The sequence below is a fragment of the Shinella sp. H4-D48 genome (assembly GCF_022637395.1).
GTDB lineage: Bacteria > Pseudomonadota > Alphaproteobacteria > Rhizobiales > Rhizobiaceae > Shinella > Shinella sedimenti.
Genome location: NZ_CP093337.1, coordinates 2,494,530 through 2,507,077 on the forward strand (window position 1 = coordinate 2,494,530; position 12,548 = coordinate 2,507,077).

11 protein-coding genes are annotated in these 12,548 nt (G+C 64.0%); 5 read left to right on the forward strand and 6 right to left on the reverse strand.

The features are described from left to right. The first annotated feature begins 99 nt into the window (after positions 1 to 99). On the forward strand, positions 100 to 1,245 hold the full coding sequence (gene rnd, locus MNR02_RS12335) for a ribonuclease D (protein ID WP_241948872.1): 1,146 nt from the start codon (positions 100 to 102) through the stop codon (positions 1,243 to 1,245). 3 nt (positions 1,246 to 1,248) lie between these two features. On the opposite strand, the gene MNR02_RS12340 is transcribed toward rnd, so the two are convergent. Beyond that, on the reverse strand, positions 1,249 to 1,656 hold the full coding sequence (locus tag MNR02_RS12340; protein ID WP_241946984.1) for a DUF2000 family protein: 408 nt from the start codon (positions 1,654 to 1,656) through the stop codon (positions 1,249 to 1,251). Between MNR02_RS12340 and MNR02_RS12345 the strand changes: the two genes are divergently transcribed. Then, entirely contained in the window at positions 1,643 to 2,563 is a 921-nt protein-coding gene (locus MNR02_RS12345; protein ID WP_241946985.1) for an AraC family transcriptional regulator, read from the forward strand. The genes MNR02_RS12340 and MNR02_RS12345 overlap by 14 nt on opposite strands. Before the next feature lie 161 nt (positions 2,564 to 2,724). Then, positions 2,725 to 4,083 carry an esterase-like activity of phytase family protein gene (locus tag MNR02_RS12350; RefSeq protein ID WP_241946986.1) on the forward strand — a complete coding sequence of 453 codons (1,359 nt, stop codon included), beginning with the start codon at positions 2,725 to 2,727 and terminating at the stop codon, positions 4,081 to 4,083. A gap of 91 nt (positions 4,084 to 4,174) precedes the next feature. Here the strand turns inward: MNR02_RS12350 and MNR02_RS12355 are convergent, their stop codons facing one another. The 5 genes from MNR02_RS12355 to MNR02_RS12375 form a co-directional block, all read right to left on the reverse strand. After that, positions 4,175 to 4,759: a DUF922 domain-containing Zn-dependent protease gene (locus MNR02_RS12355; protein WP_241946987.1), complete on the reverse strand. Its 585-nt coding sequence runs from the start codon at positions 4,757 to 4,759 to the stop codon at positions 4,175 to 4,177. An 8-nt stretch (positions 4,760 to 4,767) separates the two neighbouring features. Continuing rightward, positions 4,768 to 6,288 (reverse strand): exopolyphosphatase, encoded by a 1,521-nt coding sequence (gene ppx, locus MNR02_RS12360; protein WP_241946988.1) that lies wholly within the window; start codon positions 6,286 to 6,288, stop codon positions 4,768 to 4,770. A 12-nt stretch (positions 6,289 to 6,300) separates the two neighbouring features. Next, entirely contained in the window at positions 6,301 to 8,493 is a 2,193-nt protein-coding gene (locus MNR02_RS12365; RefSeq protein WP_241948873.1) for an RNA degradosome polyphosphate kinase, read from the reverse strand. Positions 8,494 to 8,619: 126 nt separating this feature from the next. Further along, positions 8,620 to 9,333, reverse strand: a complete 714-nt coding sequence (gene hdaA / locus MNR02_RS12370) for a DnaA regulatory inactivator HdaA (protein ID WP_241946989.1) — start codon at positions 9,331 to 9,333, stop codon at positions 8,620 to 8,622. A gap of 22 nt (positions 9,334 to 9,355) precedes the next feature. Beyond that, complete coding sequence (locus MNR02_RS12375) at positions 9,356 to 10,492, reverse strand: AI-2E family transporter (protein ID WP_241946990.1); 1,137 nt, start codon at positions 10,490 to 10,492, stop codon at positions 9,356 to 9,358. 248 nt (positions 10,493 to 10,740) lie between these two features. Here MNR02_RS12375 and purM point away from each other — a divergent pair, with 248 nt between their 5' ends. Further along, entirely contained in the window at positions 10,741 to 11,814 is a 1,074-nt protein-coding gene (purM, locus tag MNR02_RS12380; protein WP_241946991.1) for a phosphoribosylformylglycinamidine cyclo-ligase, read from the forward strand. Continuing rightward, positions 11,811 to 12,479, forward strand: a complete 669-nt coding sequence (gene purN / locus MNR02_RS12385; protein ID WP_241946992.1) for a phosphoribosylglycinamide formyltransferase — start codon at positions 11,811 to 11,813, stop codon at positions 12,477 to 12,479. Before purM ends, purN begins: the two co-directional genes overlap by 4 nt. Positions 12,480 to 12,548: the final 69 nt, after the last annotated feature.

The window sequence follows — 12,548 nt, forward strand, 5'->3', positions numbered from 1 at the left end:
CGCCGCTTTAACCCGAAATTTTCGATTGTGGCAAAACCGTGGAACGTCTAAAGCTGCCCGATCCAAAAAATCGAGAAAGCCGGCCAAGTCCTTATGCAGATCATCGAGACAACCGCAGCCCTTCGCGACGCCTGTGAGACGCTCGCCCGTTCCGAGTATCTGACGATCGACACGGAGTTCCTGCGGGAAACGACGTTCTGGCCGGAACTTTGCCTCATCCAGCTCGCCGGGCCGGAGATCGAGGTCATCGTCGATCCGCTGGCCAAGGGTCTGGACCTTGCGCCCTTCTTCGAGTTGATGGCCAACCCTGATGTGCTGAAGGTGTTCCACGCCGCAAGGCAGGATATCGAGATCATCTTCAACCGCGGCAACCTGCTGCCGCATCCGATCTTCGATACGCAGGTCGCGGCCATGGTCTGTGGCTTCGGCGACAGCGTGTCCTATGACCAGCTCGTGCAGAAGATCAAGGGCGTGCATATCGACAAGTCCTCGCGCTTCACCGACTGGAGCCGCCGGCCGCTGACAGACAAGCAGCTCGAATATGCGCTGGCCGACGTCACTCACCTGCGCGACGTCTATCTGGCACTCAAGGAGAAGCTGGAGGAAGCGGGCCGTTCGCTGTGGCTGACGGAAGAAATGGCCGTGCTGGAATCACGCGAGACCTACGACCTGCACCCTGATGACGCCTGGCGCCGCCTCAAGATGCGCGTCAAGAAGCCGGTGGAGTTGGCCGTTCTGCAGAAGGTGGCCGCCTGGCGCGAACGCGAGGCGCGCAGCCGCAATGTGCCGCGCTCGCGCATCCTCAAGGACGACACGATCTACGAGATCGCCCAGCAGCAGCCGGCCGACGCCGAGGCGCTGGCCCGCCTGCGCACCATCCCCAAGGGCTGGGAGCGCTCGCAGTCGGGTGCCGCACTTCTCGAGGCCATCGGCGAGGCGCTTGCCATCCCGAAGACCGACCTGCCCCGTATGCCGCGCCAGAACCATGTTCCCGAAGGCGCAGCCTCCGCCAGCGAAATGCTGAAGGTGCTGCTCAAGATCGTCTCCGAAAAAGAAGGCGTCGCGGCCAAGATCATCGCCAATTCCGACGATCTCGAAAAGATCGCCATCGAGGGCGAGGCGGCCGAAGTCGCCGCCCTTTCCGGCTGGCGCCGCGAACTCTTCGGCGAGACCGCGCTCAACCTTATCGGCGGCAAGGTCGCGCTGCGCTTCGTCGACAAGAAGATCGAGGCCGTCGAGCTTTAAGCCTCATGCGTGAAGCCTGGCGCCCTTGGTGATGCGATCCACGGTCTTCTTGTCGGCATGCATCGCGATGCCGACGATATTGGCATCGTCAGGACGGAACGTCGCGAAGACCGCACGATTGGCGGCGTCATGGCCAGTCGAGAACATCTCCTTGATGTAAACGGATGCGGGCACCGCGCGTTCGAGCGCGCGGACGTGGATCTTTGAAAGCGTCGTGCCGTCGGCCGACAGCACGATGATCGGCTGCACGCTGAGCGCGTTATAGACATGGCCGGCCGCATCGCGATAAGCTTCACCGATCAGTTCCGGCTTCTGGCCGATGATGCCGCTCGACAGGAACGCGGTGACATTGAGCTTCTGCCACACCTCCAGATCCTCGCGCAGCACGACGGCGAACTTGGTATCGAACATTCGGATATACTCCCGGGAAAAGGCTGCGGACCATTCCGCGGACAATGCGATAGCAGGCGCGGTCGAGGGCCCGCTTGAACGTTCGTGCACGGACAGGGACAAGGACCGCATCGTCGTGGCGCCCGAGCTTGCCGGCATCGAACGGATCGAGGCGCGGTTCCGCGGCAAGGGCTTCGACCTGCACCGGCACGACACCTATGCCCTGGGCGTCACCATGGCCGGCATCCAGACCTTCCGCTATCGCGGCGCGTCGCGGTTCAGCCCGCCCGGCAATGTCATCGTGCTGCATCCCGACGAGTTGCACGACGGCGCGGCCGGCACAGATGACGGGCTGACCTACCGCATGATGTACATCCCGCCGGAGCGGTTCCTGCCGGCGACGGCTGAACGCGGGCGCTCCCTGCCCTTCGTGGCAAGCCCCGTCATCGACGACAACAGGCTGGCGCGGCTGCTGCTCGACGCCTTCGGCAGCATGAATGAAGCATTCGAACCGCTGAAGTTCGACGAACTGGTGGCGGAGATTGCCACCACGCTGCTCGACCATGCCGGTGCGCCGCAGGCACGGTCGGAACGGCTTGCGCAGCCGGAGGTCCTGAGAGCCTGCGCCTTCCTGCGGGAAAACATCGTCCGGCAAGTCAGCGCTCAAGACCTCGAAGAGGTGACCGGCCTCGACCGCTTTGCGCTTGCCCGGCAGTTCCGACGGGTGCTTGGCACCAGCCCGCACCGCTATCTTGTCATGCGCCGGCTGGAATGCGCGCGCGCCCTGATCACCGCCGGCGAAAGCCTGGCGGAAGCCGCCTTCGCCAGCGGCTTTGCCGATCAGGCTCATCTCAGCCGCCACTTCAAGAAAGCGCACGGCATGACGCCCGGGCGCTTCGCCGCGCTTTCCGCAGGGCGCGGCCGCTAGCGCATTGTTTTCATCGCATTATCCCACGCCGAAGCGATGCCGCTTCGGCCGGAAATGCTCTAATCCACACCCCCGTCACGAAAGCGACAAGCAACTGTCAAGCAGCGGTCATGCACGCTGCCTATCAACTGGCGTCGCTTTGCAAACCCACGGGGATAACGATGACCAGACACCTTTTCACCACCGCTGCCCTTGCGCTGCTGATGACCACGACCGCGCTCGCCGCGGAGACCGAATTTACCGCCACGCTGAAGGCGCACGCGATCCTCCCGGCCGACACGATCCTCGCCGCCCCCGATGACGCGGCCGATTATCTCAAGACCTCCGGCAAGTTCACCACCGCCGACCGCAAGCGTAGCGATGCGCCCGGCACTGTCATGGGCAAGGACGGCGTGCGCGAGACCGGCCTTGCACTGCCCTTCGCAGGACAGCCAATGCAGGGCTTCTCCGGCATCAAGGCCATGGAGGACGGCACGTTCTGGACGCTGTCGGACAACGGTTTCGGCACCAAGCTGAACTCGTCCGACGCCATGCTGATGCTGCATCATGTGCGCTTCGACTGGGACAAGGGCACGATGGAGCCGATCACGACGCTCTTCCTGTCCGACCCGGACAAGAAGGCGCCCTTCCCGATCGTCATGGAGGGTGCGGCCAAGCGCTACCTCACGGGCGCCGATTTCGATGTCGAATCCATTCAGCCCGTCGCCGACGGTTTCTGGGTCGGCGAGGAATTCGGGCCCTACATCCTGAAATTCGACCGTGAGGGCCGGCTGACCGACGTCATCGCCACAGAGGTCGACGGCAAGCCGGTGGCTTCGCCCGACAATCCGACGCTTGCCGTGCAGGCCGATCCGTCCAAGGCGATGCCGGCCTTCAACCTCAAGCGCTCCGGCGGCTATGAAGGCCTGGCCCTTTCGAAGGACGGCTCGAAGCTCTACGGCCTGCTGGAAGGCCCGATCTGGCTAGACAATGCCAATGTCGAGAAGGCCGAAGGTCGCCCGGCTCTGCGCATCATCGAGCTCGACGTCGCGTCCAAGGCCTGGACGGGCCGCAGCTGGCTCTATCCGCTCGCCGAAGGCGGCGAGGCCATTGGCGACTTCAACATGCTGGACGAGACGACGGCACTGGTGATCGAGCGCGATAACGGTGCGGGTACCGCCGACAAGGCCTGCGCCGATGCGAAGGACCCGAAGCCGGACTGCTTCGCCACGCCCTCAAAGGTCAAGCGCATCTACAAGATCGCCATGACGGATGAGACCGTCGGCAAGGCCGTGCGCAAGATCGGCTATATCGACCTTCTGAAGATCGCCGATCCCGCCAACAAAAAGCGCCAGGGCGGCGGCGACGGCTTCTACGACATGCCGTTCGTCACCATCGAGAATGTCGACCGCGTGGACGATACCCACATCATCGTCGGCAACGACAACAACCTGCCCTTCTCCGCCGGCCGCGCGCTCGACAAGGCCGACGACAACGAGTTCGTGCTGCTGGAAGTGGGCGAGTTTTTGAAGGCGGAGTGAGCCAGAGAGCTCGCTGCATCAGCCTTCTCCCCGCTTGCGGGGAGGAGGCGCAAAGGGCCTGACCATTGCCCAACGGTGGCGAGGCGGCGGATTACCGCGGATCGACAAACTGCAGGATCAGCTGGTGGACATTGCCGCCCTCGCTCATTTCGACGTTGTCGAAATCGCGGCTGCGCGCGCGCTGGGCTTGCGAGAGCTCGCCAAGTCGGGCCTGGAGCGCGGGACGGATCTTCTTGCAGTTCGGATCGTCCTCGACGCGCATGCCCACGCTCATCGCCTCGATTTCCTTCACCATGTCCTTGATGAAGTCGCCATGGATTTTCTCATGCGCGGTCACGCCGGCGATGAAGGTGTCCCAGCGGCTCTTCATCGGTTCGGAGAGCTTGGTCTTCAGCTGCGGCAACGTGTAGGTGATGATGAGCTTCGGCTTGTTGACCGTGATGACGCAGGCATTGCCCTGCCGCTCGTATTTGCGCGTCCAGGTCAGCTTGAATCCGGTATGGGCTATGACGCGGGCCACACCGAGCTTGGGGCCGCGCTCGCCGATGGAGCGGTAGATTTCCAGTCCCGTCGTGCCCTGTACCGAATAAGGTTCGACGCGCTCCACCGCCTGCCAGTCCTGCGCCATGGCGCCGGTGGCAAGAAAAAGGCCGATGAGAAAGCTCGTCACGCGCATGGTCTGCCTCACAGGAAACGATAGGCAAGCTTCTTGCCTGTGAGCCGCGCAAGCTGCTGGAGGCGGGCATCGAGCCGTTCGCCAGCCAGTTCCGCATGCTCCGGCGGCACGATCAGTTCGAGATCGACATCGGACATGCTCGACGTGCGGAAGGCGAGATGCGGAACGACGCCCGGCATGGAGGCCGAGAACGGATAGACGACGCGCAGGAGTCCGCCCACCAGCTTGGCGAGTTCGCGCAGGCGCGGCGTGGCGATGGAGGCGAGCGAACTGCTGACCGTATCGTCGTTCAGGCCCTCGAAGCGATAGTAGTTCGTGAGCGCAATGAAGGCGCGGCCGGGATGGGTGATGCCGATGAAGGTGCCGTGCGCGATGAGGTTCAGCGCCTGAAGGCCGCGGTAATCGGGATGGGCGCGCCAGCTGATATCGGCAAGCAGGCAGGCGGCCTCTCGATAGCGCCGCTCCTCGTCCGTCTCGGTGATGCCGAACAGCGGCATCGCGCGGCCTGTCCATTCGGCAAGTTCGCGGGCGTGTTCGGGCGAGCGGGCGCGCAGGATGGCGAGTTCGCCGGCGGCGGCCAGCAGCGGATCGCGTGCCTTCTCGCGTTCGGGCAGCAGCGAATAGAGATAGCCCTCGCGCACGCCCTGCGCGGAAAAGAAGACCCGCGACGGCTTCATGATCGCGATCGTCTCCTGAAGCGCGACGGCGCCGAAGGGAAGCAGGTTGCGGCGGCTCTTGGAGATAGCCGCATAGGCCGGGTCCTTCTGGTCCTTGGCCGTGACGATGTCGGTCAGGAAATCCATGGCGTCGGAAAAATTCAGCTCGTAGCCCTGGATCATGTGGAGCGGATAGTTCTGCACTTCCATGTGCAGGGCACCGATGGCGCGCCAGGTGCCGCCCACGGCATAGAAGGCGCGGCCCGCTCCCTTCTTCAACGGATTGGCGGTGCGCAGGAACTTGCGGGCCACGATGCGCGCCTGTGCGGGCGAGCCGCCGGAGGCTTCCGACAGCCGGATGCCGCCGAGCGGAAGCGTAATGCCCTTGCCGATCGCGCCGCCTGCGACATCGATCAGTTCCAGGGAGCCGCCACCAAGGTCACCGACGATGCCGTCGGGGTCATGGAAACCGCTGACGATGCCGAGCGCGGAGAAATAGGCCTCCTCCTCGCCGGTCAGCACGCGCACCTTCTGGCCGAGGATCATCTCCGCCTGATGAATGAAATCGGGGCCGTTTTCGGCCTCGCGCGCCGCCGCCGTCGCAAGCGCGAACATGGTGGTGGCGCGGGCCTGCGCGGAAAGCGCCTTGAAACGATGAAGAGCTGCCAGAGCGCGGTCGACGCTCGCCTGGTCCATGCGGCCGGTCCGGGCAAGCCCCTTGCCGAGGCCGCACATGACCTTCTCGTTGAAGAGCGTGGCCGGCGACCGGCTCATACCCTCGTAGATGACAAGACGAATCGAGTTGGAACCGATATCCACGACCGAGACCGGGGCAATTCCAGGCAAACGCCCCTGGGCTTCAGATTCGACCATGCATATCCAGTTTTACTTCTTGCGGCGCCCTTGCCAGCCCGCGATCGCCTTCGGTGCCGAGGACTTCAGGGCTTCGCCCCGGCCGGAGAGGCTGGGGTTGGTCATGAAGTAGTGCTGAGCATTGAACGGTTCGGCGCCGGGCTGCACTTCCATGCGCCGGGACGTTCCGTCGGGAAGAATCTCGTAGCTCTGCTGGTTATCGATAAGATTGCCCAGCATGATCTGCGAGAGTACCTGCTCATGCACCGTCCGGTTGATCAGAGGCACGAGTGTCTCGACCCGCCGGTCCAGGTTGCGCGGCATCATATCCGCGGAGCCTATATAGACCAGCGCCTTGTCGGATGGAAGCCCGTGGCCATTGCCGAAGCAGAAGATGCGGGAATGCTCCAGGAAGCGCCCGACGATGGACTTGACGTGGATGTTGTCCGAGAGCCCCGGCACCTGCGGGCGCAGGCAGCAGATGCCGCGCACCACCAGATCCACTTCCACGCCTGCCTGGCTGGCGCGGTAAAGCGCGTCGATGATGTCCGGATCCACAAGAGAATTCATCTTCATCCAGATCGCCGCCGGCGCGCCGTTTTTGGCATGCGCGATCTCTTCGTCGATGTGACGCAGGATGCGCGGGCGCAGCGTATAGGGCGAGAAGGCGAGCTTCATGCCGGCCTCGGGCTCGCCGTAGCCGGTGATGAAGTTGAAGATGTTCGCCATGTCGTTGGCGATGGTCGGGTTGCAGCTGAAGAAGGACAGGTCCGTATAGATCTTCGCCGTGACCGGGTGATAGTTGCCCGTGCCGAGGTGGCAGTAGGTGCGAAGCCGGTTCTCCTCGCGCCGCACCACCATCGACATCTTGGCGTGGGTCTTGAGTTCGATGAAGCCGAAGACGACCTGCACGCCGGCGCGCTCCAGATCGCGCGCCCAGCGGATGTTGGCCTCCTCGTCGAAGCGGGCCTTGAGCTCGACCAGCGCCGTTACCGACTTGCCGGCCTCCGCCGCATCGATCAGCGCGCGCACGATCGGGCTGTCGTTGGAGGTACGGTAGAGCGTCTGCTTTATCGCCAGAACGTCAGGATCGCGCGCAGCCTGGAGAAGGAACTGGACCACCACGTCGAAGCTTTCGTAGGGGTGGTGGACGACCATGTCCTTTTCGCGGATGGCGGCGAAGCAGTCTCCGGCGTGCTCTCGGACGCGTTCGGGAAATCGCGCATTGTAGGGCTCGAACCTCAGGTCGTTGCGCGGAGCCTTGGCGATCTCCGACAGCGTGTTGAGGGCAAGCAGGCCCGGCAGAACGGCGACGCGGTTATCCGGCACGTTGAGTTCGCCGACGACGAAGCGGCGCAGTGATTCCGGCATTTCCGAATCGGTCTCGATGCGGATCACCGATCCGCGGCGGCGTCGCTTGAGCGCGGTCTCGAAGAAGCGTACCAGATCTTCCGCCTCTTCCTCCACCTCGATATCGCTGTCTCTGATGATGCGGAACGTGCCCGAGCCGCGCACGATGTAGCCCGGGAAGAGCCGTCCGATGAACAGGCCGACGACATCCTCCAGCGTGATGTAGCGGATGGCACCCTCGGCATCCGGCAGGCGGATGAAGCGGTCGAGCGCGACCGGCAGGCGCAACAGCGCCGTCATCGGCTCCTTGCCCATCGTGCTTTCCAGCTGGAGGCCGATGGAGAAGCCGAGGTTGGGGATGAACGGGAACGGGTGCGCCGGATCGATCGAAAGCGGGGTCAGCACCGGAAAGATCGACTGGTTGAACTCCTGCTGGAGCCAGACCTTGTCGTCGCTCGTCAGCGCCACCGGGCGCACAATGCGGATGTCTTCCTTGGCGAGATATTGCTGGAGCACGGCAAGCGAGGCCTGCTGCTCCATCTGGAGATTGTCGATCTCCTTCAGGATGTCGTCGAGCTGTTCGGCCGAGGTCTTGCCGTCGGGGCTGCGGATAGCGATGCCCTGCCGCACCTGACCTTCGAGGCCCGCGACGCGCACCATGAAGAATTCGTCGAGATTGGCCGCCGAGATCGACAAGAAGCGCACGCGCTCGAGCAGCGGATGGGCGGTGTTCAGCGTTTCCTCGAGAACACGGCGGTTGAACTGGAGCCAAGAGAATTCACGGTTGATGAAGCGCTCGGGGCTCGCCATCAGCGCTTCGACATCGACAATCGCGCCCTCCGGCTGCGCCTGCTCGACGGGCTTGTCGCCCGACATGTCGGAAGTCGCTGTATCCATGAAAGGTTCCGTCCCTTGGCCGCCGCGTCCCCCGTCTTTGCGGCGGAAACGATTTCTGCTTTAACGCGAAGCGCTTAGCGCAGTTTGACGACAGAACTGTGACAGTCAATCCACAGAGTTGGCTTCGTCGGGAAATTCACCGGCCCCCACCATCTCGCCCAGCACTTCCTGCGCCAGCTGGCGGGTGATGCGGCTGCCGCGGGCAAGGGCCAGCCGGTCCAGCCGGTCCACCAGCGTCTGGGCTGCCTCCAGCGAGCGCTCCATGCGCGCCACGATATAGGCGACGAGCCTGTCATCGACGAAGAGCTGGCGGTCGGCGAAGAGCTTGACGATGACCTGCGACAGGAGTTCGTCATCGGGCTCCCCGATCTCCACCACGGTCGCCGCCTTCAGGCGCGAGCGCAGGTCCGGCAGCTCGACTACCCAGGACATCGGCCAAAGCCTCGATGTGATGAGCAGGGTGTGGCCGTGCTGGCGCACATTGTTGATGATGTGGAACAGGGTGCGGTCGTCGAAGCCGGCGCGGTCGGCATCCTCGATGAGGACCGGCCCCTGTTCGGCCGCCTGTTCGGCGCCGGTTCCGGGCATCGCCTCGATAAGGCGCGCGCCGGTCCGCTCGCGCCAGATCGCGGCGAGATGGGATTTTCCCGAGCCGACGGGTCCGGCGATGACGACGACGGGCGCAGGCCAATGCGGCCAGGCATCGATCATGGCGACGGCCGCATCGACCGGACCGGCGACCAGCAGGTCGTCCCGTCCCGTTGCGGGATCGTGCCCGAAGGCCAGCGGCAACTGTTCGGCGGTCTTGCGCGAGGTCATGCGTCTACCCGGGTACTCTGTCTCATTCACCGCGCGGCAGGCTTTCCTGCGGCAGGCTCTCCTCCAGGAGAATGGGCTTCTTGCTGCCGTAATAGAGATCGCTGTCAAGGTAACGGTTGAGGCCGAAGCGGACAAGCACGCCCACAGCGGCGGCCGCCGGCACCGCGATCATCAGCCCGACGAAGCCGAACAGCGCGCCGAAGGCGACCAGCGCAAACATCAGCCAGACCGGGTGCAGCCCGACCCGCGAGCCCACGAGCTTCGGCTGGAGGATATTGCCCTCGATGAACTGGCCGGAGAAGAATATGCCTGCGATGAGCGCGATCATCCAGTAATCGGGCCAGAACTGCACGACCGCCACGCCGATGGCCAGCACCAGACCGACCAGTGAACCGACATAGGGAATGAAGCTGATGATGCCGGCGAAAAGGCCGATCAGCAGACCGAAATTCAGGCCGGCGAAGGACAGGCCGACACCGTAGTAAAGGCCGAGGATAATGCAGATGGAGCCCTGCCCGCGTACGAAGCCGGCGATCGCGGCATCCATTTCGGACGCGATCTGGCGGACATCGGCGACATGGTCACGGGGTACGCAGCTGTCCACCTTGTCGATCATGCGGTCCCAGTCGAGCAGCATATAGAAGGCGACGACGGGCGTGATGACCAGCAGCGAGACGATGTTGACTAGCGCCATGCCGGAGTTCCACAGCTGCTTGAAGACCGTGCCGAGGAAACCCGCGCCTTCCGCCAGAATGGAGGAGAAGCTCTGCTTGATCGTGTCCATCTGGCTGCTGATCCAGCTCGGCAGCAGATCGGGATTGAAGCTCGCCACGAGCTGCTGGAGCTGGGTGACGTAGGTGGGCAGCTTTTCCAGGAAATCGGCGGCCTGTGTTGCCAGAAGCGGGATGATGATCATCAACGACAGCGCAAACAGCACGACGAAAGCGATGAGGATTAGCACCGTTGCCATCATGCGGCTGAGGCCGAGCCGCTCCAGCCGGTCGGCGACCGGGTCGAGGAAATAGGCCAGCGCCATGCCCGCGATGAAGGGCAGCAGGATATCGCTGAAAATGAGGAGGAAGATCACGAAGACGATGAGCGCGATGATCCAGAAGATCACCTGCCGCTTCAGTCCCGCGCCGCTGATATGGGCTGCCATCGCGCCTCTTCCCGTGTTTGCCGTTATATCAGCAGATAGGATGCGGGCCGGAGAAACGTCAAGGCTCGGCGGCCATAAGTGGAACCGGCAAGGCGTTTTCCTCGATTTCCCCATATCGCTCGGGAATTTTTCCGGTCACAGGAGTGGGCAAATCGGTGAAAAAAGCCCGGTTTTCCCGGCATTCGACTTGCACTTGCCGTCCCATCATGCCAATCGGGCGCGAACAGCCTGAACCCGGAGACGAGAGCATGAGCCAGTCGGAGAAGAACGGTCTGACCTATAGCGATGCAGGTGTCGATATCGATGCCGGCAACCTGATGGTCGAGAAGATCAAGCCGGCCGTGCGCTCGACGCGCCGCCCGGGCGCGGATGGCGAGATCGGCGGCTTCGGCGGCCTGTTCGATCTCAAGGCCGCCGGCTTCACGGATCCGGTCCTCGTGGCGGCCAATGACGGTGTGGGCACCAAGCTGAAGATCGCCATCGACGCCGACCGCCACGACACTGTCGGCATCGACCTTGTCGCCATGTGCGTCAACGATCTCGTGGTGCAGGGCGCCGAACCGCTCTTCTTCCTCGACTACTTCGCCACCGGCAAGCTCGATCCCGATCAGGGTGCCGCCATCGTGCAGGGCATCGCGGAAGGCTGCCGCCAGGCCGGCTGCGCGCTGATCGGCGGCGAGACCGCCGAAATGCCGGGCATGTATTCGCACGGCGACTACGACCTCGCGGGCTTTGCCGTGGGTGCGGCCGAGCGCGGCCAGCTGCTGCCGGCCGGCGACATTGCCGAAGGCGACGTCATCCTCGGCCTCGCCTCCTCCGGCGTGCATTCCAACGGCTATTCGCTGGTGCGCAAGATCGTTTCGCTCTCCGGCCTCGCCTGGGATGCGGCCGCCCCCTTCGACGCCGACAAGACGCTCGGCGAAGCGCTGCTCACACCGACGAAGATCTATGTGAAGCCGCTTCTCAAGGCGATCCGCGAAACCGGCTCCATCAAGGCGCTGGCCCATATCACCGGGGGCGGCTTTCCTGAAAACATTCCGCGCGTGCTGCCCAAGCACCTTGCCGCCGAGATCGACCTCGATGCCGTCAAGGCACCAGCCGTTTTCTCCTGGCTTGCCCGCACTGGCGGTGTGGAAGCCCATGAAATGCTGCGCACCTTCAACTGCGGCGTCGGCATGATCGCCGTCGTGCCGGCCGACAAGGCCGATGCGGTCGCCGCCGTGCTTTCCGCCGAAGGCGAGACCGTCTTCCGCCTCGGCCGCATGGTCGGCCGTGAAGAGGGTGCCGCCGGCACGATCTACAAGGGCACGCTTGCCCTATGACGACCCCTGCCCGCAAGCGCGTCGTCGCCTTCATTTCCGGCGGCGGCTCCAACATGCTGGCGCTGGCGAAGGCGGCGGAAGCGGCTGATTTCCCGGCCGAGATCGTCGCTGTCTTCTCCGACAAGGCGGATGCCGGCGGGCTTGCCAGGGCTGAAGCGCTCGGCATTGCAACGCATACCTTCCTGCGCAGGGACTATGCCGACAAGGAGGCCCACGAGGCGGCGATCCTTGCGGCGCTCGAAGCGCTTGCGCCCGATCTCATCTGCCTTGCCGGCTATATGCGCCTGCTCTCCGGCACCTTCATCAACCGCTATGAAGGCCGCATCCTCAATATCCATCCCTCCCTGCTGCCGCTCTTTCCGGGCCTCAACACGCACCAGCGCGCCATTGATGCGGGCATGCGCCTTGCCGGCTGCACGGTGCATTTCGTGACGGAGGGCATGGATGAAGGTCCGGTGATCGTTCAGGCCGCCGTGCCGGTGCTGCCGGCCGATACCGCCGATACGCTGGCCGCCCGCGTGCTAACGGTCGAGCACCGGAGCTATCCGCTGGCGCTGCGTCTTGTGGCGGACGGCAAGGTGCGCATGGAGGGCGGCAAGGCCGTGACATCCGGCGACCTGCCGCAAATCGAAGGCGCGCATCTCATTTCGCCGGCGACGGTTTAGGGATACCCCTCCGCCCTGCCGGGCGTCTCCCTCACAAGGAGGGAGATTGAATCGCGGTTGCGCCCCGCC

What these genes read in the sequence shown, in the direction of transcription:
- MNR02_RS12340 (WP_241946984.1), bottom strand. Translation starts at nt 1,656, where the DNA reads ATGTTCGATACCAAGTTCGCCGTCGTGCTGCGCGAGGATCTGGAGGTG.
- MNR02_RS12350 (WP_241946986.1), top strand. Translation starts at nt 2,725, where the DNA reads ATGACCAGACACCTTTTCACCACCGCTGCCCTTGCGCTGCTGATGACC.
- MNR02_RS12355 (WP_241946987.1), bottom strand. Translation starts at nt 4,759, where the DNA reads ATGCGCGTGACGAGCTTTCTCATCGGCCTTTTTCTTGCCACCGGCGCC.
- ppx (WP_241946988.1), bottom strand. Translation starts at nt 6,288, where the DNA reads ATGGTCGAATCTGAAGCCCAGGGGCGTTTGCCTGGAATTGCCCCGGTC.
- MNR02_RS12365 (WP_241948873.1), bottom strand. Translation starts at nt 8,493, where the DNA reads ATGTCGGGCGACAAGCCCGTCGAGCAGGCGCAGCCGGAGGGCGCGATT.
- hdaA (WP_241946989.1), bottom strand. Translation starts at nt 9,333, where the DNA reads ATGACCTCGCGCAAGACCGCCGAACAGTTGCCGCTGGCCTTCGGGCAC.
- MNR02_RS12375 (WP_241946990.1), bottom strand. Translation starts at nt 10,492, where the DNA reads ATGGCAGCCCATATCAGCGGCGCGGGACTGAAGCGGCAGGTGATCTTC.
- purM (WP_241946991.1), top strand. Translation starts at nt 10,741, where the DNA reads ATGAGCCAGTCGGAGAAGAACGGTCTGACCTATAGCGATGCAGGTGTC.
- purN (WP_241946992.1), top strand. Translation starts at nt 11,811, where the DNA reads ATGACGACCCCTGCCCGCAAGCGCGTCGTCGCCTTCATTTCCGGCGGC.